Raw genomic sequence first — 19,996 nt, 5'->3', positions numbered from 1 at the left:
ATACTTGTTTTCAAAGTATTTATGGTTTGAATATTATAGGCAGTCTGCAGCCCGGCCAAAACACTGAGTATATGGCAAAAAACCCTTGAATTACAAAGTTTGACAATTTACAGCTAACTGCCGAATTGCAGGGTTTCCTGTACAAACGGACCGGTCACCGCCTCTATACCCACAGCGTTCAGGCTGTCCAGTTCCTGCTGGTCCTGCACCCCTTCGGCAATAGGCATGATACCCATGGTGCGCACCATCATACACAGGCCGCGCAGCAGCGATTGCTGTTGTGGCCGCAGATGTATGTCGCGTATCAGCGAGGCATCGAACTTGACGAAGTCCAGGCCAAGTTCATGCAGGTCGCCTAGCTGTGCCAGACGCGTCGCCACATGTTCCATGCCGACGATGCAGCCTAGTGATTTCACCAGGTGCACAAACTGTTTGAACTGCACAAAGTCACTGAAAGCAGCTTCTTCCGAGATCTCAAAACTCAACCGTGAAGGCTGGGCGACGTTCAGGATCAGCGCTTGCAGCTTGTCACGGTATTCGTCGCTGCGTATCGCAGCAGCGGACACATTCACGCTCAGGTTGGCGTTATTCTTGTCCAGCATGTCAACAGCATACTCCAGCGCCAGCCCATCCAGTGTTTTAATCATATCCAGCTGGCTGGCCCAGTCGATAAAGGCACCCGCAGCCAGCCATTGATCACCTTCATCAATATGCAAGCGCAGCGGGCACTCGTAGTGCAGCAACTGCTGCTCTTTGAGCATGACCGGATAGCAGGCAAGTTTGATCTGCTTATGCTCAATGGCATGCAAGAACTGCTCTTTCCACTGGTTGAGGTAGTTCTTACGCGACGTCACTATGCTATTGGCATTCATCACCCGCATAGGCACTGCCGCCTGGTCACCGGCCAGATCGAGAATAAATTGCATGACGCGGTGTATATCGACGAAATCATCGCCTTTTTTGGTCTTGGTATGCGTGACCACAAACTGGAACTGCACCACCTGCTGGGCCGCGTTGAGTTTTTCCAGCACCAGTTTAAGCTCGGAAGCCACGATAAAATCATCCAGTGGCTGGCGGCTGAAAATGCCGAACTCGCTGCCAGAAAGCCTGCCGCACACCACATCCGGGTAATGCGTCATCTGTTTTTCAAGCGCATCGCCGACTTTCTTGATCAACTGGTTGGTGACGCTGTAACCCAGCTGTTTATCGATATCCGACAAATTGCGCAATTGCACCAGCGTCAGCATGCCCTCAACAAAACTTTCGCTCTTGAGGGCGACCGAAGCGGTATTGGTGAAGTGTGACTGATTCATCAGGCCGGTCACTTCATCATAGTTGATCTGCTGGTTGAGCACATTCAGACGTTCAGACTCTGCAGTCACCATCGACTTGACACGGTCTGACAGTATATTCATGGTGCGCACCAGCTTTTTGAACTCGGCTGTCTGCGGTTCTGCGATGGTGATGTATTTGCGCTCACCCAGGGCTTCGGCCTGTGCGATTACGTCATCCAGCGGTTTCAGTATCTTTTTCAGCCAGAAACCGGAAACCACATAGCTTAAAAAGGCTACGATCAGCGTCCACAACACGGCATGGCGCGAGGTCTCCCACAACTGGTCATACGCCAGCGAAGGCTCGCTCTCCAACACCAGCGTGCCATACTGCTGCCAGCCGGACTGAATATTGGCGATACCGGGATGTATGCTGACGGAAAACAGCGACTGGAACCACGACGGCGCCACTGAATGTGGCTCGCGGTTGATACGCTCTATCATGGTTTTGTTATCAGGCGAGATAATGGCGATACGCCGGTAGTTACCCATATCGAACTGGGCACTGATGATCAGTTCGACCGTGACATTGTCTTTCTGGATATTGGAAAGTGTGATCGCCAGGCCATTGGCATTGTCATTGTTTTTTTTCTGCAACTGCTCGGCCATGAACCTGTGGTCATCATAAACCCCTAAAAACAGGCAACCCGCCGCCACCATTAAGATAATGACAGAGATCGCTATGCGTATTTGTTTTATTAATGACATGTTCTAAGCCCTCTTTTTTCTTGGGGTAAAATCATCCACAACCCGGCGTCAATGCAGGCTTTATGCATAAGCCTAGCACTAACTTTCCCTGTTAACCATATCTTAGCTAAGGTTTTCAAAGATTCCGTCAGTTTCTGTTGTTTCGCTGTTTTCATTTATTCCAGTCCGTCCTGTCGCATGCGCGTCAGCACATCTCGCCACTTGGAAATATTGTTGGGTGAGCCGGCGCGCATATTCGGGTTGTTGGCGACAAACAGGCCTTTATCGTTAAAGCTGAACACCGGGAACAGGTCACTGCGCCTGGAGGCAGGCAATATCTCAAAGTTCAGGTTATCCAGGATCAGCGGGTCGCTGGTCGGCATCGCATAATAAGCCAGCACCATATGTGGCCTGATGTTGCCACTGGCCATGCGTGCGCGTACATAGGTCAGGCGTAATTTATCCTGCGGGATGCCCAGTCGTTTGAGCAAGGTGTATTTGGCGATGCTGAAATCTTCACAGTCACCCGCGCCTTTGCCAAAGGTCTCCAGCGGGCTGGCCCAGTAATCGTCCACCCCCCACAGATTGATATCATCGACAAACAGCACATGCTGGTTGGTAAAGTCGTTGACCATGCCTATCTTGGTCATTTCACTGGCACTACTGAGCTGGTTGAACAGCTCGTTCAGGCGCATCACATTCTGGTAGGCTTCTTCGCCATAACGCTGCCTGACCTTTTCCAGCATCGCCAGCACGTAGTCATCCGCCAGTGTCTGCGACCATAGCAGACTCAGCGTCAGGCACAGGCCGGTCGCAAAAGTGATCAAGGTTGAAGAAACGGGGCGTCTCATGTGCTATAGATTTCCAGTGAGCGATTATGTCACGGCGCCAGCCAGCCTTATCTGCCAAACAAAGCGGTTTTCATCTGCAAGTTCGGCCATCGCTAAGAATACCTGATATTGAGCGGCCGGGTTGACTAACAGCGGCGCTTAACAGAATAGAAAAACACAAGCGCTGCCGGATTGGGTAAAATGTCGACTTTCGAATCATCACCGCTTTATATTCATGACGTCTCTTACCCCCCTCAATGCACTCTCCCCTTTAGATGGTCGTTATCAGGCCAAACTCGACCCTTTGCGCCCTTTCTTTAGCGAATACGCACTGATCAAACACCGAGCACTGGTCGAAGTCGCCTGGCTGAAAGCCCTGAGTGCAGAACCGCAACTGGCAGAGATCGCACCTTTTAATGCTGACACCATCGCCGAGCTGGATGCCGCCATCCACGCCTTCAGCGAAAATGATGCCATGCAGGTGAAAGCGATAGAAGCGCGTACCAATCATGATGTAAAAGCGCTGGAATACTGGCTCAAAGAAAAATTCGACGGCAACCCGGAAATCAAAAAAGCCAGCGAATTCATCCACTTTGCCTGTACGTCAGAAGATATCAATAACCTGTCACATGCCCTGATGCTTAAATCCGCGCGTGACAGCGTAGTATTGCCCAACCTGGCTGCCGTAGTCGCCAGGCTCACCGAACTGTCGCACGCCCTGGCTGAGCAACCCATGCTGTCACGCACCCATGGCCAGACCGCCAGCCCGACCACCATGGGTAAAGAACTGGCCAATGTGGTGTACAGATTGCAACGCCAGCTCAAACAGCTGCAAGCCAATGAGATATTAGGCAAGATCAACGGCGCCGTTGGTAACTTCAACGCGCACCTGTCGGCCTACCCGGACCTGGACTGGGAAAACTTTGCCAAAACCTTTGTTGAGTCATTGGGCCTGACCTATAACCCTATGACCATACAGATAGAGCCGCATGATTATATGGCAGAGCTGTATGACACTTTGTCCCGCATCAACACCATACTGATAGACCTCAACCGTGATATCTGGGGCTATATCTCGGTCGGCTACTTCAAGCAAAAGGTCAAAGCCGGCGAGATCGGTTCTTCGACCATGCCACATAAAGTCAATCCTATAGACTTTGAAAACTCCGAAGGTAACCTGGGCCTGGCCAACGCCATCCTGCGTCACCTGGCAGAAAAACTGCCTATCTCACGCTGGCAGCGCGACCTGACCGACTCTACCGTGCTGCGTAACATGGGCGTCGCCCTCGGCTATTCGCTGCTGGCTTATGACGCCTGCCTGCGCGGACTGAACAAGCTGGAGATCAATCCACAGCGTTTGCAGGAAGACCTCAACAACAGCTGGGAAGTACTGGCTGAGCCTATCCAGACCGTGATGCGTAGATACGGCATTGAAAACCCGTATGAGCAGTTGAAAGAACTGACGCGCGGCAAAGGCGGCATCAACCAGCAGTCACTGCATGCCTTTATTGAAACTCTGCAGATCCCGGCATCCGCAAAACAGACCTTGCTGGCAATGACGCCTGCAACTTATACCGGCAAGGCAAGTCAATTGGTAAAACATATTAGTGACTAGGTCAGGGATAGGTCTGTTTTTAACTTCGCACTCACCGCTGTAAGGCAAGCAAACACTGGTTTGATTGCCTGTTATTGCCGAGCCTGGCGATCGGCCTGGTTAAACTGCGTGTCAGCGCTGCACTTAAGGCAATTGGCGCGCAAGCAATCTATATATAAGCTCGCCAGCCTGACCTGCATGGCAACCATGCTGCTTCCGGTGACAGCGGTGCAAGCGCAGCAAGCTGACTGGTTCCAGGTCAAGCAAGGCAGTTACCAGACGCGTTTTTCCCTCACCAGCGACACTCCCCCCGAAAACAAACAGCAGCTGCGCGAGTTACTTGAAAAACACCTGACGCTGCATGAATCCATGCAGAACCCGCGCATGAATGAAGGTGAGTGGCGGCGGCTCATTCAGAAGACGCCCCAGGAGATTGCCGACCTGCTGGCCACCCAGGGTTATTTCAAAGTCAAAACGCAGGCCTATCAGCCTGCCGCCAAGCGGGTCGAATTCCGCGTCAACCTGCCACCACAGGCCAAAGTCAGCCAGGTGACACTGACCCTGAACGGAGAGATACAGCAGCCCGCACACAGTGAAATACTGGCGCAAGCCAAAAACAGCTGGTCATTGCCAGCCAACCAGGTATTCACCCAGCCAGCCTGGGCGGCAGCCAAGCGCGACCTGCTGGCCTCACTGCTGCGGGCTGAGTTTCCCAACGCCAGGATCACGCTGTCGCAAGCCATGGTACAAGCGCAGTCCCAGCAAGTCGCCATCAATATCGCAGTGGATTCCGGGCCGGCGGTGCGCTTTGGCAAAGTCAATATCCATGGCTTGCAGCATTACCCGGAAAGCCTGATCCGCCCCTTGAACACCCTTAAATCCGGCGACCCTTACCGGCAATCAGAACTGCTGCTGTTGCAGAACAGCTTTATGAGCACAGGCAAATTCAGCCAGGTGGATGTGGTGGCTAACACGCAAACGCTCAACCCCGACCACAGCGCCGATGTAGATGTCACCGTGCGCGAGACCGAAGAAAAATCTTTTCGCATAGGCGTGGGTGCCAGTACCAATACCGGCGCGCGCATCGTGTTCAACTATACTGACCGCAACCTGTTTGAGCGTGGGTTGCTGTGGGATAGCAGCATACGCCTGGAACAGCGTTTGCAGGCAGCCACCTCCAACATCACCTTTCTCACCGATGATAAAGGCTACCGCGACAGCATACAGAACAGCCTGACCCGCACCGACCTCGAGGGACAAGTCACCACCGCCTTGCAGAACGGCGTGCGGCGCTACTGGGGCCAGCCGCGCAAGTTTGAGCAATTCGTGGGTGCCAACCTGCTGTATGAATTGCTCGAGGTGGATGAAGTCAACTCGCAGTTCAACAAAGCCGCCACCGTCACCTATGGTTTGAATATGCGTGAGCTGGATCACCAGCAGGCACCCACCAAGGGCTGGATATTGAATACGCAGTTCCAGCTTTCGCCGTTTGAACGTATTTCTGATGGCCGTTTTTTGCAGACGCAAGCCAGGGTACAGGCGTTTTACCCGCTCACCAGCTCAACCCAGTGGCTGGGCAGGCTGGAAGTCGGCAGCGTCAACGGTTCGGCCAGCAAGGTGCCGGCGACTTATCTGTTCCGTGCCGGGGGTGACCAGTCGGTGCGCGGCTATGCTTTCCAGTCACTGGGCGTCAATGAAGGCGGCGCCACGGTGGGCGGGCGCGTGCTGCTGACCGGCAGCAGCGAAGTTGTGCAATGGCTGACGCCTTCGTGGGGCGCCGCCGTGTTTGTGGATTTTGGTAATGCCGCCAATAGCTGGAAAGATTATGACCCGGTGCTGGGCTATGGCCTGGGCGCGCGCTTTCGCAGCCCGATAGGGCCGGTAGGCGTCGATATCGCCTATGGCGAAGAAACCAAGGAATACCGTTTGCACTTTAACCTGGGGGTGAATTTCTGATGTCATTGCTGCACTGGCTGTCACGACTATGCAGGTTAAGCCTGGTGAGCATGCTATGCCTGAGCCTGGCCATCACGCCGCAAATGGTCTGGGCCGCCAATGTCATGGTGGTCACCAGCCTGAAAGAGTTTGAAACCGACCTCGGCAACGCCACCCTCAAGGTCGAAGGCATCGCATCTGATATGCGGCTGGGAGTGACGCCGCGTGGCGAGCTGACAGTCTCCAGTTTCACTGCCAGACAAGTGACTTTGCAGTTCAAGCCCCAGCCGAAACCAGCCGCCAGCAGTGCCAAAACGGCGAGTGAGCCGCTGCCCAAACGTATCAATATCCCACTGCCCTTTCATCTGCTGTCTGGCAATATAGAGCGCCTGACCATCATACAGGGGCAAGCGACTTACCAGATAGAACAGATACGCTTTGACCTGGATGCCGACAACCAGGCCATGCAGTTCCGCATTGCCCAGGCGCACAGCCCGTGGGGGGAGATCAGCACCCAGTTCCAGATGCAAAATAGCGCGCCGTTTGCTTTGACTGGCTGGCTGGATGTACAGCAATCGCAAGGCAGCCTGCCCTATCATTTGCGTACCGAATTACACGGTGACCTGACCAGGCTGGAGATAGCCGCCAGCCATCACTACCAGCCAGATGCCAGGCCGTTCGCGATAGCACCTGCCACGCAGCAGGACGCAGATGTAGTGACAGTCAAAGCCAGCATAGGCCTGGATGAGGCGCGTAACAGCCATTTCCTGTTCCACCTGCAACAATTCCAGGCCAGGCATGTGCATCCGCAACTGGCGGGCCATATGGATTTAAAAGTCGTGGCTGATGGCAGCCTCACCGAGCAAGGAACCATACAGGTCAAGGTGGATGCCGGCGACAGCCGTTTGCAGTCACAGGCGCTGATCGTGCGCGGCACGGCGACATTGCAGGGCCAGCAACTCAGTCGGCTCGACCTGCTGGCGCAACTGGATAAAAACACTTTTACCCTGCGCACTGCGCAGCCGGCTGCGGCTAGTGGCACCCAGCTGAACTGGCAGGCCGACCTGCCCAACCTGGCGCAATTCATGCCGGGCTTTTCCGGCCAAGTCAAAGGTGATGGCATGGTTCAGCATCTTGCCGATGGCTTTCATGCTAAATACCGTCTGACCGGACAACAATTGCAGCTACCCAAAGGCCTGGTCATCGCCGGCTTTGAGCTACAGGGGCAGGCATCTGACAATCTGCAAGCGTCTATAGACCAGCAGGTCAAGCTGCATGGGCTGTCGCAACAGAACAGCCAGGGCACAGACAGCCCGCCGATAGAGGCAGAACTGAATTTAAAGGGCACGCTGGCTCAGCATCAACTCAGCTTGCAGATCAAGGATTCTGACCCCTCATTGCAACGCAATATACAGTTGGCCCTGAACGGCGCCTGGCAGAATGACAGCTGGCAGGCCCAACTCACACAATTGCAAGACGCCAGCGGCAAAGTCTTTAAGCTGGCTAGCCCGGCCAATATGTCATGGAGCACAGCACAAGGATTCGACCTGCAACAATTGCTGCTAAATGTCTACGCCGGGCAGCTGCAACTGGAAAAACTGCACTATCGTCCGGCACAGGCGCGTCCGGCACAGGCGGCGACCAGCTCTGGCCAGGCGGCCCAAATGATGCAGCTGCAATCGCGCGGTGCACTCAGGGATTTCCCGGTACAAGCCTTGCTGGCCTGGCTTGTGCCTGATCAAACCGCAGCGTTACCGGCAGACCATCTGCAATTATCCGCGCAATGGGATATGCAACTTGACCAGCGCCTGAATGGCTTTTTGCAATTGCAACGCAGCAAGGGCGACTGGCAGGTGTATGACATCAACCAGGCCCAATGGCAGGCGCTGGGCCTGCAAACACTGTCTGCCAACGTCAAGGCTGAAAACAACAAAGTGAGTGTAGAAAGCACGGTCAGCTCCGCTGACGCCATCAATCTGCAACTCTCAGCCAACACCGTGGTGACGCCCACGCCCGCAGGTTTTGTGATCAAGAACTCAGCCCCGGTCTCTGCCAGCCTCAAGGCGGATATCCGGCAACTGAACTGGTTTGCCAGACTGTTCTCCGACATACAACCGGCGGGCAGCCTGGCGGTAGACGCAAAGATCAGCGGCGTCATGGCAGACCCACAACTAAATGGCTCTATTCAAGGCGAATCCCTGGCATTACAAGTGCCTTCACAAGGGGTATGGCTGGAACAAGGGCGTTTGAACGCGACCATGGCGGGTGACAAGATCACTTTTAAGCAGATTCACTTTGCCGGTAAAAGCGGTGAATTGAATGCCACCGGCTTATTGGCTCTAAAGCAGCCTGACTGGCAACTGGATTTATCTGTACAGTTAAACAAGCTACAAGCACTTTCCAGAGTTGACCGCTGGGTGCAACTCAGTGGTGATACCAAGTTACATCTAACCAGTACAAACACCAATATCAGCGGCAACCTTAAAATCCATAAAGGCCTGTTTGAATTACCCAAGGGAGATAAACCGCAACTGGACGAAGATGTGGTGATCGAATCGCCAGAAAAAATGACTGCCGAGAAAAAGTCGCAGGTCAGTTTTCAGGGTTTCGGGCTGGATTTTGGCGACAAACCCGGCCTGCCGTTCAAGGAATCCGAACAGTTCATGTTGCGCGGCCAGGGCCTCAACGGTGCGCTGAGCGGTAAAATGCGGCTGGATGGCGCACTGGACGACCTGGCCGCCACCGGCACGCTGGAGGTGACCGGCACCTATCTGGCGTATGGTCAGTCGTTGAATATAGAAACCGGCAGGCTGATCTTCAGCGGCAAGCTGCCGAATATAGGCCTGGATATTCTGGCCACCCGCCAGGTAGAAGCCACCAAAGTCGGCATACAGATCAACGGCAGCATGCAGACGCCACAGCTGAAACTGGTCTCCAGCCCGGAAACCAGCAATGAGAACAAGATATCGCTACTGGTGCTGGGGCAACCGATGTCGGCGGTCGGTAGCAACGATATGGCCATGCTATCAGTGGCGGCCAGTGCCTTGCTGTCGCAAGGCGATTCGGTGTCATTACAAACCAAGATCGCGCAGACCATAGGCCTGGACAGCATAGATGTACGCGGCTCAGGAGCCACCAACTATGCGGTCAGCGTAGGCAAACGCATCAATAGCAAACTGGTGGTCGGCTATGAAAAAAGCATTGTCGGGCTACTAAATGTTGGTAAACTCACCTACCAGTTAACCAACCGTATCTCGATAGAGACCAGGACCGGTTCGGATAACGCGCTGGATGTGTTCTACGGTTTCAGCTTTGATTAATCCAGGAGGATGGCATGCATCAGGACAATAAAAATCCCCGGCTGGCAGTGTTGATCGATGCTGACAACACCTTTAACGTCATTCCTATCATCGATGAGCTGTTTGAAGAAATGTCCAAGTTCGGCGATATCAGTGTCAGGCGCATTTACGCCGACTGGACTTCAGACCATGTCAGACAGTGGAAACCGGTACTGCCCAAACACGCCATCCAGCCCATACAGCAATATGCCAATACCAAAGGCAAGAACGCCACTGACAGCGCCCTGATCATAGATGCCATGGACCTGCTCTACACCGCGCCGCTGGATGGCTTTTGCATAGTGTCCAGCGATAGCGACTTTACGCGGCTGGCGATACGTTTGCGCGAAGCCGGCAAATTCGTCTATGGTTTTGGCGAGAAGAAGACACCGGAATCGCTGCGCGCTGCCTGTAACCAGTTCGTTTATTTCGAGATCCTGCTGCAGGAGAAAAACGAAGAAGAATCTTCTAACCAAGTAGAAGCCGCCAGCAAACCCAGGCCAGATGCAGAGCAGATCACGCTGGTGCCCATAGGCAAAAAAACCAAACAGCAATTGGCCACTGATGCCAAGCTGGTATCACTGATACGTTCCGCCATCGAAGGGCTGTCGGATGAGACCGGCTTTGCCGCCATGGGTGCGGTGAAAAACCATATCGTCAAAAACTTTTCCGCTTTTGACTCACGCAATTACGGTTATACCAAATTCAGTGAACTGGTGAATGCCATAGGCCTATTCGAGTTAGACGACCAAAAACAGAAATTACGCGATAAACGAAAAAAATGACTGAACTCCTGATCCTTTATTATTCCCAGGGCGGTGCCGTGAAAGAAATGGCGCAACTGATCGCGCGCGGCGTAGAAAGCGTGCCTGGCGCCAAAGCCCGCGTGCGTACCGTGCCTAAGATCTCCGCTAATCATGAAGCGACCGAGCCGGACATTCCCGCTTCAGGCGCGCCTTATGCCACTTTACAAGACCTAGAAGAATGTGCCGGGCTGGCCTTGGGCAGCCCTACCCGTTTCGGCAATATGGCCGCGCCCATGAAATACTTTCTCGATGGCAGCACCAGCCTGTGGCTGAAAGGCGCATTAATAGGTAAACCGGCAGCCGTGTTCACTTCTACCGGCTCCATGCATGGCGGCAACGAGACCACGTTGCTGACCATGATGATCCCATTAATGCACCACGGCATGCTGCTGGTCGGCCTGCCCTACTCCGAACCGCAACTGGGCACCACCACCAGCGGTGGCACGCCTTATGGTGCCAGCCATATAGGCGGCGCCAGGGATGACCAGCCTATCACAGACGAAGAAAAAAAATTATGCCTGGCGCTGGGGAAACGCCTGGCCGAAACTGCACTCAAATTGCAATAACCGTTTACTGAGGAAACTTGTATGTCCGCCGCTCTCACCCGCGAAGCCCGCCAATTCCTGTTTGCCAACCGCCATGCCGTGTTGTCCACCTATTCAATGAAATATCCGGGCTACCCGTTCGGCGCCATCGCGCCGTTTGTCTGTAACCAGCAGGCCGAGCCGGTCATCCTGGTCAACGCCAGTGCCGAGCATGCCAAGAATATGCATGAAAATGCCAAAGTCTCACTGCTGGTATTCTCAGAAGCCGAAAACCGGCAGGCGCAACTGACGCTAATAGGTGAAGCCCTGCCTAGCGAAAAGAATGACGCTGACTTTCGCGCCCGTTACCTGCGCTACTTTCCCGACGCCGTGACTTATTATGACCTCGAGGAATTCCAGCTTTACCGTATACGCCTGGAACATGTGCGCTATATCGCCGGCCTGGGCCGCGTCGACTGGTTTGAAGGTGACAGCCTGAATGAAGAGCTGTCGGCCAGCATGCTGGCGGCGCAAGAATCCGGCATCGTCTCGCATATGAACGATGACCATATAGATAGCATGCTGGAATATTGCCAGCATATTCACGGCATCACCGCCGACCAGGCAGAAATGATAGGGCTGGATGCCGAAGGCTTTGATGTCAAATATACGCAAGGCGAAGAGAACTACGGCCAGTTGCGCTTTCAGTTTGAAAAACCGGTATTGAACGCGATGGATGCGCGCAAAGCCCTGGTCGCCCTCGCACAAGCCTGCAGATCATGAGTGCGACGATTTTAAAATGGGGCCGCCTGGGCGCCAGTGTCAGCCTGCTGGGTCTGATCGTGTTATGCCTGGGCTGGGAGATATTCTGGGCGCCGTTACGCAGCGGCGGCAGTTTGCTGTTTTTAAAGACCCTGCCTTTGCTGGCACCGTTGTTCGGTATCTTGCGCGGCAAACGCTATACCTACCAATGGTCTGGCATGCTGATCCTGTTTTACTTTACCGAAGGCGTAGTCAGGGCCTGGGCTGAATCCGGGGTCACGCGGGCACTGGCATGGACAGAGATCGTGTTGAGCCTGGTATTCTTTGCCAGTGTGGTGGCTTATGCCAAATACAGCGGGCGGCGTTACCAGCTTGGCTGATGCTCATGCATTACTTGCGCCAACGCTACGCTGTCATGCATAAATTCTTTCATCTGCCGACATAAACAAGCGCACTAAACCTTATATAATATCCGGCATGAAAATCCTGTTATCCAACGACGATGGCTACCTGGCTCCTGGCCTGGCAGCACTGGCGCAACACCTGAGTAAAATTGCCGATATCACGGTGGTAGCACCGGAACGCAACCGCAGCGGCGCCAGCAACTCGCTGACACTGGACAGACCCTTGAGCGTCAAACAGGCGGCCAATGGCTTTTTTTACGTCAACGGCACCCCTACCGACTGTGTACATATCGCGCTGACCGGGCTGATGCAGGAAATGCCTGATATGGTGATCAGCGGCATCAACGACGGCGCCAATATGGGTGACGACACTATTTATTCCGGCACGGTCGCGGCAGCCACCGAGGGCTATCTGCTGGGCATCCCTTCTATGGCCGTGTCCATGTCGCAGCACCAGCCCAGCCATTTTGAAACAGCGGCCAGCATCATGGTCGACCTGGTCCAACGCTTCAACCACAGCGAGATCCTTGAACCCACCTTGTTGAATGTCAATGTGCCGGATGTGCCTTTGAGCGAGATCAAAGGGCAGAAGATCACCCGCCTGGGCAAACGCCACAAGGCCGAGCCGGTGATACAGCTCAAGACCCCGCGTGGCGAAACCGTGTATTGGGTAGGCGCGGCCGGGCAACCGAATGACGGCGGCGAAGGCACTGATTTTCATGCAGTAGCACAAGGTTTCGTCTCGATTTCACCGATACAGGTAGACCTGACCAAACACTCACAGATCAACACCATGCAACAATGGTTACAAGCCAAGAATTAAGCACCATGGCAATTCCCAGAACTTCCAATAAAACCGGCATAGGCATGACTTCTTCGCGCACGCGCGAGCGCATGCTGACCCGTCTGCGTGAACAAGGCATACAGGACGAAGTCGTCATCAATGTCATGGCCGAGATCCCGCGCCATATCTTTGTCGACGAAGCCCTTTCCATCCGCGCCTATGAAGATGTGTCGCTGCCTATAGGCTATGGCCAGACCATTTCGCAGCCTTATATAGTGGCTAAGATGACGCAGATACTGCGCAACGGCAAACAGCTGAACAAGGTGCTGGAGATAGGCACCGGTTGCGGCTACCAGACCGCCGTGCTCTCGCGCGTCAGCAATGAAGTATTCTCGCTGGAACGCATACGGCCACTGGTCATGAAAGCCAGGACCCATTTGCGCGCGCTGAAATGCACCAATGTCAAACTGGACCATGCCGATGGCAGCGTAGGCCTTAAGGATTACGGCCCGTTTGATGCCATCATGGTCACGGCTGCTTCCAGCCATGTGCCGCAGGAACTGGTAGACCAGCTGGCCGTGGGTGGCCGCATGGTGATCCCGGTCGGCACCTCGGAACAGGTATTGCACCTGATTGAAAGGACCGCACAAGGCGTGCAGAAAACGGCGCTGGAACCGGTCAAGTTTGTACCATTATTAGGGGGAACCGCTTTATCATGAGATTACGCTCACTGCTGATTACCGGATTGACTGCCACCACCCTGGCAGCGTGTGCGCTTAACTCCCCCATGCCGCGCGCACCGGTCAGCAGCAGCACCAAAACGCCGGAGAGCAAACCAGCGGCACCAGTGTCTGTAGGCGCTAACCAGTACCTGGTGCAAAAAGGCGACAACCTGTACAGCATAGGCAGAAAATTCGGCGTCCCGCACCTGAAACTGGCCGAGATCAACCAGTTGCAGGCACCGTATGAGATACACGTAGGCCAGGTGCTCAACATCAACCCTAAAGCGGTGACCAGCGTCAGCAACAGCAATAGCAAAGCCGTAGAGAGTGCAGATGACGCCGAAGTAGTGACTTCAGCCATCACGCGCCCTGAATTCGCTCCTACGGGTGAAGCAGCCACCACAGCCGCGGCCAGCCCGGGCTTTGTGACCGAGACACCCAAAACCCCGGCTGAAGGCCAGGATATCGAAGCGATTGCCGACACGGATATCCAGTGGCAATGGCCGGTGGCCGGCAAAGTCAGTGCCGGCTTTGACCCGCAGATGAACAAGGGATTGAACATCACTGGTGCCGCCGGGCAGGCGATCAGCGCCGCCGGTGCTGGCAAGGTGATCTATAGCGGCATGGATGTACGCGGCTACGGCAAGCTGATCATCGTCAAGCACAACAGCAATCTGCTCTCGGTATATGCGCACCAGGGCAACTCTCTGGTCAAAGAAGGCACTTTTGTCACGCAGGGTGAAAAACTGGCGACACTGCCAGCAGCAAGCAATAACAAGCCGCCCATGCTGCATTTCGAGATCCGCCAAAAAGGCAAACCGGTAGACCCGGTCAGCTACCTGCCTGGCAATCCGGCTGCCAGCCCGGGCACGGCAGCCAATAGCGGCAATAGCTGACCTTGCGCTAGTAGGCTTTGCGCTTGCAGCACCTTTTGCTTCAGACCCCAGGGCCAGTCCCAGGGTCGACCTAAGCCCGGCTTTACAGCAGGGCAGTATCAGGCGGACAATCGCACAGTGTACAGCATGGTTGAGTTTGCGAAAGGAAAAGCGCTATGGATCCTGATCAGTTCGACAAGAACCGCGACATTCGCCCGGATAGCCCGTGGCAGGTATTGCAGGCCCTGGTCACCGTCACCCTTATCATCTGCGGCTTGCTAGGCATCGCCGTACACCTGTTCGGCTCCGGCGTGACGCCTTATGACTGGTGGTACTGGCTCACTGCCTCGGCTTTCAATACTGGGCTGGCAGTGCTGGCTGTGGTGGCAGTGATAGGATTCCACCGTTACAACTCCCATATCAGCAACCAGAAGCGGCGTTACGCCAGCAACCTGCCGGTGTATCTTATGATGGCAGTCGGCGTGTACTTCCTCTACCGCCTGCTGACCACCGGCCACTGGTAAAACGCTGCTATCAGCCAGTGCTGACTGGCTGATAGCCTATGCTCAGGCGACCTTGACTGCCGCTTCCTTAGCTACAGGAACCACGCCACAACGATTGATACCATTGATGATGGCCTGTATAGAAGCCGTCACGATATCGGGGTGTATACCCACGCCGTAACACACCCTGCCCTCGCAAACCACCTCGACAAATGCACAGGCCGAGGCCTCGCCGGCCGATGCACTGGCACCTATCGAACGCTCCTCAAAGCTGCGTACCTGCGCATGCACGCCTATGCTTTGCAAGGCATGGATGGCAGCATCCACCGGCCCGTTGCCCTGGCCGCTGAGTACGGTGGCTACGCCGTTGACAGCCACTGTCAGCCGTATGGCCTGGCCACCGTCCTGTGATTGCAGCTGATAGTCATTAAAACTCAGCGGTGTGGCTGCTTCGGTATAAGTGCGGTTAAACAATTGCCAGATATCCGTGGCCGTCACCTCGCTGCCATGGGCATCGGTATATTGCTGCACCACCCCGGAAAACTCGACCTGCAGACGGCGCGGCATCACCACGCCATACTGGCTTTCCATCAGGTAGGCGACGCCACCTTTGCCGGACTGGCTGTTGACGCGGATGATAGAGTCATAACTGCGCCCCAGGTCTTTTGGGTCTATGGGCAGGTAAGGCACATTCCACAGAGCATGCTCCTGCTGGCTGGCGAAGCCTTTTTTAATGGCATCCTGGTGCGAGCCAGAAAAAGCCGTGAATACCAGGTCACCGGCATAGGGATGACGCGGGTGTATATCGATCTGCGTGCATTCTTCAACCGTGCGCCCCACCGCATTCATATCAGAAAAATCCAGCCCCGGGTGCACACCCTGGGTGTACATATTCAGTGCCACGGTGACCAGGTCCACATTACCGGTGCGCTCGCCATGACCGAACAGGCAACCCTCGACGCGGTCGGCGCCGGCCATGATACCCAGCTCGGTCGCCGCCACTGCCGTGCCCCTGTCATTATGCGGATGCAGACTGAGGATCACGCTGTCCCGCCGTGCCAGGTGGCGGTGCATCCATTCGATCTGGTCTGCATAAACATTCGGCGTCGCCACTTCTACCGTCGCCGGGCAATTGATGATCACTTTGCGTGCTGGCGTCGCGCCCCAGGCTGCGGTCACCGCGTCACAGACTTCCCTGGCAAACTCAAGCTCGGTCGCGGTAAAGGTTTCCGGGCTGTATTGCAGTATGACTTCTGTCTCTGGCATCTCCGCTGCCATGGCTTTGACCAGTTTGACGGAATCCACCGCCATGGCTTTGACCTCGTCCTTGCTCATATTGAATACCACCTCGCGGAAAGTCGGCGAAATGGCATTGTAAATATGCACAATCACACGCCGCGCACCGCGCACCGACTCCATAGTGCGACGTATCAGGTGCTCGCGCGCCTGCGTCAGCACTTCTATGGTCACATCATCGGGAATATGCTGCTGCTCTATCAAGGTGCGCACAAAATTGAAATCCGTTTGCGAGGCAGAAGGAAATGCCACTTCGATCTCCTTGAAACCGATCTGGCACAACATCTTGAACATGCGCATCTTTTTATCCGCATCCATAGGCTCGAACAGCGACTGATTACCATCGCGCAGATCGGTACTCATCCACACCGGCGGTTTGCTGATCACTGCCGCCGGCCACTGGCGGTCTTGCAGCTGGACAGCTGGGAAAGGCTGATATTTCTGTGAAGGTTGTGCGTGCATATTGTTTTTCCTGAACTATAAATTCGATACCACACATGATAGGCGTTTCAGGAAAAATATTATTGCTATTTTTGTTTTAAATAGCTTTATATTGAAATTTAATTTCAATATATAAAAAATAAATGTAATATTATTTCAATTTAAAATTTAAAGAACAAATATTATGAAACTAGACCGTTTTGACAGGCTGATCCTGGACATCCTGCAAACTGATGGCCATATCAGCAACCAGGAGCTCGCCGAACGCATAGGCCTCTCGCCTGCCCCCTGTTTGCGCCGTGTCAAAGCGCTGGAACAGGCCGGGCTGATCACCGGCTACCAGGCATTGATAGATGCGAAAAAACTGGGGCTGAGCCTGATGGCGTTAATAGGTATTTCTATGGACCAGCATACGCCGGAACGTTTTGCCAACTTTGAAGCCAGCATAGTCAATGTGCCGGAAGTGCTGGAATGCCTGCTGATCACCGGCCAGCAGTCAGACTATTTATTGAAGGTAGCGGTCAGGGATATGGATGATTACCAGCATCTGCTGCTGCATAAGATCACCAGGATAGCTGGCGTGACCGGCGTGCACACCAGCTTTGTATTGCGCAATGTGATCGCGCGCGCCAGATTGCCTATCGTATAAAAACAAAAGCCATGCATGGCATGGCTTTTTGTGCACTGGTTAAAACAGATTATTTGTTTTTTGCGTCTTCTTCAGCATAGTGTTTGCGCACCTGTGTCATATCAAAATCACGCGCCCATTTGATGATTTCATCAAAGGCAGGGGCACCGATCTCACCGACTTGTGCATGGATACCTGCACGCTCGCGTATCACCAGCAGGCCAGGGATCTGTTTGACGTCAAAATAATCGGAAATTTCCGGGTCAGTTTCTGTATTGACCATGCCAAACACGATATCGGGGTGCTTTGCTGCGGCTGCTTCAAAGGTAGGTGTAAATGCCACACATGGATCACACCACGGTGCCCAAAAATCGACGATGACAAAATCATTGCTTTCAATGGTTTCTTTAAAATTCGCTTTAGTCAGCGTTATTACTGCCATGATATTTCCTGTTCCAATGGATTAATTTTTGTGCCGTTATTGTAGCAGAGGATACGACCGCCATTCACTATGCAGATAGCAAACTGCGCGTCTGCCTGTCTCTGTGCCGCAATGACGCACAAAGCCGCAACACTTGAATATCATTTCACCTGAGGTATGATGAAGCCAGGAAGTGAGGACGACCCCACCGCTCCATGTTTTCCAGAGACGACGTTCTCCAGGGACGACCCTGACTTAATCTGAAAGGAAATGTTGTATGGCTTGGTTTATTCTTGTGATTGCAGGATTATTTGAAGTGGGTTGGGCCATAGGCCTGAAATATACCGATGGTTTCAGCAAGCTATGGCCTACCGTGGGCACTGTGCTAGCCATGATCATCAGCATAGGTTTGCTCGGCCTGGCGATGAAAACCCTGCCTGTAGGCACTGCCTATGCCATCTGGGTAGGCGTTGGTGCCATAGGCACCGTGATATTAGGCATGATACTGTTTGGTGAACCGGCCACGCCGTTGCGCATAGGCAGCCTGGTGCTGATCGTGGCAGGGATCGTGGGGCTTAAAATAGCGGCCCTGGTCTAATTTTTTGGGCCATGAAAAACGTAAATGGGTGCAGCCGCACCCATTTACTGAAGCCTGTTGAATAAAGGCCTGTGTAGTAAAGTCATGTTCAATAAAGACCTGTGCAATAAAGAAAGGATGAGCGATGTTACTTTATGTAGATGCCGACTATCTTTCACCCTACGCCATGTCGGCGTTTGTCGCACTGCGTGAAAAAGGCCTGACCTTTGAGCTGCGCCTGTTAGACCTTAAACATGGTGAACAATCTTCGCCCACCTACGCCGAAATCTCCCATACCCAAAGAATTCCCGCTATCGTCGATGACGACTTCAGCTTGTCCGAATCATCCGCGATCAGTGAATATCTTGATGAATGCTACATAGGCCCTAAACTGTATCCGCTAGCCCTGTTGCAAAGAGCACAGGCGAGATCGCTGCAGGCCTGGTTGCGCAGTGACCTGCTGCCTATCCGCGAAGAACGCTCGACCGAAGTGGTGTTCCTCAACCGTTCGCCACAGCCATTATCGGCCAAAGCACAAGCGGCAGCCAATAAGCTATTTCACGCTGCGGCGCAGTTATTGCAACCTGGCCAGCTAAATTTGTTTGAGCAATGGTCTATCGCAGATACCGACCTGGCACTCATGATCAACCGCCTGGTGCTGGCCGGTGACCCGGTGCCTGAATACCTGGCCGATTATGCGACAGCACAGTGGCAACGCGCCAGCGTACAGGATTGGGTCAACCTGCCCAGAAGCATTACATAACCTATGGGCATAAAAAAGTGCGATAGGTGGTTAGCCTTCGCACTTTTACAAGATCGCTCTTTTACCTCAGCGCAGAAAATACTTCAGCATAGGAAATATCTGGCTGCAGTGAAATTCAGCTTGCCTGGCCCTACTGCCAAGACTACTGCCTATTAAACGATAGGTTTTTCCCAGGCTCCATCAAAAAACAATTCGCCCAGTGGCTGACGGTTACGTGCGGCCAGCTCGCGTTCTTTCACCTCGTCAGACAAGGTGTCTGCTGGCGCCTGGTAACCCACAGTCACCATAGGCAAGATCTGGTAGCGCTCTGGCACTTTAAAGCTGGCACGCGCTTTATCGGCGTCAAAGCCGCCCATCTGGTGCGCCATTAAACCTGATGCAGCGGCCTGCAGGCACAAGTTCTCAGTCGCAGCACCGGTGTCATACGGCGCCCATTTGTTAGGTTTGCCATTAGCGCGGAAAACAGTATCGGCGCAGATCAGCAGCAGCACCGGCGCATTGACGGCCCAACCCTGGTTACCCGGCACCAGGCAATCAAACGCAGCCTGCCAGGCCTGCATGTTATCGGCCTTGTTACACACCACATAACGCCAGGGCTCATCACCAAAACAGGAAGGCGCCCAGCGTGCTGCTTCCAGCAGGCTGATGATCTGCTCCTTGCTCACTGGCTTGCTGGCATCATAGGCGCGGCCGCTCCAGCGGTTGGCAATGATGTCATGGATAGGCTGTTGGGTGGTCGCTGGCTTAGGTATGGTCATAGATCCTCACGGTAATT

At 54.1% G+C, this 19,996-nt stretch carries 19 protein-coding genes; 14 read left to right on the top strand and 5 right to left on the bottom strand.

Translation table 11 applies throughout. The annotated features are described in order from the left end of the window. Positions 1-113: 113 nt before the first annotated feature. Together ACFQ1Z_RS01855 and ACFQ1Z_RS01850 are read right to left on the bottom strand one after the other, a co-directional pair. Positions 114-2,039, bottom strand: a complete 1,926-nt coding sequence (locus tag ACFQ1Z_RS01855) for an EAL domain-containing protein (RefSeq protein ID WP_379055066.1) — start codon at positions 2,037-2,039, stop codon at positions 114-116. 155 nt (positions 2,040-2,194) lie between these two features. Next, positions 2,195-2,869: a transglutaminase-like cysteine peptidase gene (locus tag ACFQ1Z_RS01850; RefSeq protein ID WP_379055064.1), complete on the bottom strand. Its 675-nt coding sequence runs from the start codon at positions 2,867-2,869 to the stop codon at positions 2,195-2,197. 214 nt (positions 2,870-3,083) lie between these two features. Between ACFQ1Z_RS01850 and purB the strand changes: the two genes are divergently transcribed. The 11 genes from purB (at position 3,084) to ACFQ1Z_RS01795 (ending at position 15,116) form a co-directional block, all read left to right on the top strand. Next, the gene (gene purB / locus ACFQ1Z_RS01845) at positions 3,084-4,463 is read left to right on the top strand and encodes an adenylosuccinate lyase (protein WP_379055063.1); all 1,380 of its coding nucleotides are present in this window, start codon (positions 3,084-3,086) and stop codon (positions 4,461-4,463) included. 186 nt (positions 4,464-4,649) lie between these two features. After that, on the top strand, positions 4,650-6,398 hold the full coding sequence (locus ACFQ1Z_RS01840; protein ID WP_379055061.1) for an autotransporter assembly complex protein TamA: 1,749 nt from the start codon (positions 4,650-4,652) through the stop codon (positions 6,396-6,398). Then, on the top strand, positions 6,398-9,697 hold the full coding sequence (locus ACFQ1Z_RS01835; protein ID WP_379055059.1) for a translocation/assembly module TamB domain-containing protein: 3,300 nt from the start codon (positions 6,398-6,400) through the stop codon (positions 9,695-9,697). Before ACFQ1Z_RS01840 ends, ACFQ1Z_RS01835 begins: the two co-directional genes overlap by 1 nt. A gap of 14 nt (positions 9,698-9,711) precedes the next feature. Next, complete coding sequence (locus ACFQ1Z_RS01830) at positions 9,712-10,500, top strand: NYN domain-containing protein (RefSeq protein WP_379055057.1); 789 nt, start codon at positions 9,712-9,714, stop codon at positions 10,498-10,500. Beyond that, the gene (wrbA, locus tag ACFQ1Z_RS01825; protein ID WP_379055055.1) at positions 10,497-11,087 is read left to right on the top strand and encodes an NAD(P)H:quinone oxidoreductase; all 591 of its coding nucleotides are present in this window, start codon (positions 10,497-10,499) and stop codon (positions 11,085-11,087) included. Before ACFQ1Z_RS01830 ends, wrbA begins: the two co-directional genes overlap by 4 nt. Positions 11,088-11,108: 21 nt before the next feature. Beyond that, positions 11,109-11,828 (top strand): HugZ family pyridoxamine 5'-phosphate oxidase, encoded by a 720-nt coding sequence (locus ACFQ1Z_RS01820; protein WP_379055053.1) that lies wholly within the window; start codon positions 11,109-11,111, stop codon positions 11,826-11,828. Further along, positions 11,825-12,187 carry a DUF2069 domain-containing protein gene (locus ACFQ1Z_RS01815; RefSeq protein ID WP_379055051.1) on the top strand — a complete coding sequence of 121 codons (363 nt, stop codon included), beginning with the start codon at positions 11,825-11,827 and terminating at the stop codon, positions 12,185-12,187. The genes ACFQ1Z_RS01820 and ACFQ1Z_RS01815 overlap by 4 nt, the downstream gene beginning before the upstream one ends. Positions 12,188-12,284: 97 nt before the next feature. Further along, entirely contained in the window at positions 12,285-13,034 is a 750-nt protein-coding gene (gene surE, locus ACFQ1Z_RS01810; protein ID WP_379055049.1) for a 5'/3'-nucleotidase SurE, read from the top strand. 5 nt (positions 13,035-13,039) lie between these two features. After that, the gene (locus ACFQ1Z_RS01805; protein ID WP_379055047.1) at positions 13,040-13,714 is read left to right on the top strand and encodes a protein-L-isoaspartate(D-aspartate) O-methyltransferase; all 675 of its coding nucleotides are present in this window, start codon (positions 13,040-13,042) and stop codon (positions 13,712-13,714) included. Beyond that, positions 13,711-14,613: a peptidoglycan DD-metalloendopeptidase family protein gene (locus ACFQ1Z_RS01800; protein ID WP_379055045.1), complete on the top strand. Its 903-nt coding sequence runs from the start codon at positions 13,711-13,713 to the stop codon at positions 14,611-14,613. Before ACFQ1Z_RS01805 ends, ACFQ1Z_RS01800 begins: the two co-directional genes overlap by 4 nt. 155 nt (positions 14,614-14,768) lie before the next feature. After that, a complete protein-coding gene (locus tag ACFQ1Z_RS01795; RefSeq protein WP_379055043.1) occupies positions 14,769-15,116 on the top strand; it encodes a hypothetical protein in 348 nt (115 codons plus the stop codon). A gap of 42 nt (positions 15,117-15,158) precedes the next feature. On the opposite strand, the gene leuA is transcribed toward ACFQ1Z_RS01795, so the two are convergent. Then, positions 15,159-16,853 carry a 2-isopropylmalate synthase gene (gene leuA / locus ACFQ1Z_RS01790; RefSeq protein ID WP_379055041.1) on the bottom strand — a complete coding sequence of 565 codons (1,695 nt, stop codon included), beginning with the start codon at positions 16,851-16,853 and terminating at the stop codon, positions 15,159-15,161. 163 nt (positions 16,854-17,016) lie between these two features. Between leuA and ACFQ1Z_RS01785 the strand changes: the two genes are divergently transcribed. After that, entirely contained in the window at positions 17,017-17,481 is a 465-nt protein-coding gene (locus tag ACFQ1Z_RS01785) for an Lrp/AsnC family transcriptional regulator (protein ID WP_449288882.1), read from the top strand. A 49-nt stretch (positions 17,482-17,530) separates the two neighbouring features. On the opposite strand, the gene ACFQ1Z_RS01780 is transcribed toward ACFQ1Z_RS01785, so the two are convergent. Then, a complete protein-coding gene (locus ACFQ1Z_RS01780) occupies positions 17,531-17,902 on the bottom strand; it encodes a thioredoxin family protein (protein WP_379055039.1) in 372 nt (123 codons plus the stop codon). 256 nt (positions 17,903-18,158) lie between these two features. On the opposite strand from ACFQ1Z_RS01780, the gene sugE reads away from it, so the two are divergent. Beyond that, entirely contained in the window at positions 18,159-18,479 is a 321-nt protein-coding gene (sugE, locus tag ACFQ1Z_RS01775) for a quaternary ammonium compound efflux SMR transporter SugE (protein WP_379055038.1), read from the top strand. Positions 18,480-18,603: 124 nt separating this feature from the next. Further along, the gene (gene yfcF / locus ACFQ1Z_RS01770; RefSeq protein WP_379055036.1) at positions 18,604-19,221 is read left to right on the top strand and encodes a glutathione transferase; all 618 of its coding nucleotides are present in this window, start codon (positions 18,604-18,606) and stop codon (positions 19,219-19,221) included. A 152-nt stretch (positions 19,222-19,373) separates the two neighbouring features. Here yfcF and ACFQ1Z_RS01765 read toward each other — a convergent pair whose 3' ends face one another. After that, positions 19,374-19,973 carry a nitroreductase family protein gene (locus ACFQ1Z_RS01765; RefSeq protein ID WP_379057152.1) on the bottom strand — a complete coding sequence of 200 codons (600 nt, stop codon included), beginning with the start codon at positions 19,971-19,973 and terminating at the stop codon, positions 19,374-19,376. Between the last annotated feature and the right edge of the window lie 23 nt (positions 19,974-19,996).

Source organism: Methylophilus luteus, from assembly GCF_042676265.1.
Taxonomy (GTDB): Bacteria; Pseudomonadota; Gammaproteobacteria; order Burkholderiales; family Methylophilaceae; genus Methylophilus; species Methylophilus luteus.
The sequence above is the reverse complement of the archived record's forward strand: the minus strand, read 5'-3'. Positions and strand labels throughout refer to the sequence as shown.

Bases quoted from the DNA above. Each gene is read 5' to 3' on its own strand.
- leuA (WP_379055041.1), bottom strand. From the start codon at position 16,853: ATGCACGCACAACCTTCACAGAAATATCAGCCTTTCCCAGCTGTCCAG.
- ACFQ1Z_RS01805 (WP_379055047.1), top strand. From the start codon at position 13,040: ATGGCAATTCCCAGAACTTCCAATAAAACCGGCATAGGCATGACTTCT.
- ACFQ1Z_RS01820 (WP_379055053.1), top strand. From the start codon at position 11,109: ATGTCCGCCGCTCTCACCCGCGAAGCCCGCCAATTCCTGTTTGCCAAC.
- ACFQ1Z_RS01855 (WP_379055066.1), bottom strand. From the start codon at position 2,039: ATGTCATTAATAAAACAAATACGCATAGCGATCTCTGTCATTATCTTA.
- wrbA (WP_379055055.1), top strand. From the start codon at position 10,497: ATGACTGAACTCCTGATCCTTTATTATTCCCAGGGCGGTGCCGTGAAA.
- ACFQ1Z_RS01830 (WP_379055057.1), top strand. From the start codon at position 9,712: ATGCATCAGGACAATAAAAATCCCCGGCTGGCAGTGTTGATCGATGCT.
- ACFQ1Z_RS01835 (WP_379055059.1), top strand. From the start codon at position 6,398: ATGTCATTGCTGCACTGGCTGTCACGACTATGCAGGTTAAGCCTGGTG.
- ACFQ1Z_RS01785 (WP_449288882.1), top strand. From the start codon at position 17,017: ATGAAACTAGACCGTTTTGACAGGCTGATCCTGGACATCCTGCAAACT.
- ACFQ1Z_RS01850 (WP_379055064.1), bottom strand. From the start codon at position 2,869: ATGAGACGCCCCGTTTCTTCAACCTTGATCACTTTTGCGACCGGCCTG.
- surE (WP_379055049.1), top strand. From the start codon at position 12,285: ATGAAAATCCTGTTATCCAACGACGATGGCTACCTGGCTCCTGGCCTG.
- sugE (WP_379055038.1), top strand. From the start codon at position 18,159: ATGGCTTGGTTTATTCTTGTGATTGCAGGATTATTTGAAGTGGGTTGG.
- purB (WP_379055063.1), top strand. From the start codon at position 3,084: ATGACGTCTCTTACCCCCCTCAATGCACTCTCCCCTTTAGATGGTCGT.
- yfcF (WP_379055036.1), top strand. From the start codon at position 18,604: ATGTTACTTTATGTAGATGCCGACTATCTTTCACCCTACGCCATGTCG.
- ACFQ1Z_RS01840 (WP_379055061.1), top strand. From the start codon at position 4,650: ATGCTGCTTCCGGTGACAGCGGTGCAAGCGCAGCAAGCTGACTGGTTC.
- ACFQ1Z_RS01800 (WP_379055045.1), top strand. From the start codon at position 13,711: ATGAGATTACGCTCACTGCTGATTACCGGATTGACTGCCACCACCCTG.
- ACFQ1Z_RS01780 (WP_379055039.1), bottom strand. From the start codon at position 17,902: ATGGCAGTAATAACGCTGACTAAAGCGAATTTTAAAGAAACCATTGAA.
- ACFQ1Z_RS01815 (WP_379055051.1), top strand. From the start codon at position 11,825: ATGAGTGCGACGATTTTAAAATGGGGCCGCCTGGGCGCCAGTGTCAGC.
- ACFQ1Z_RS01795 (WP_379055043.1), top strand. From the start codon at position 14,769: ATGGATCCTGATCAGTTCGACAAGAACCGCGACATTCGCCCGGATAGC.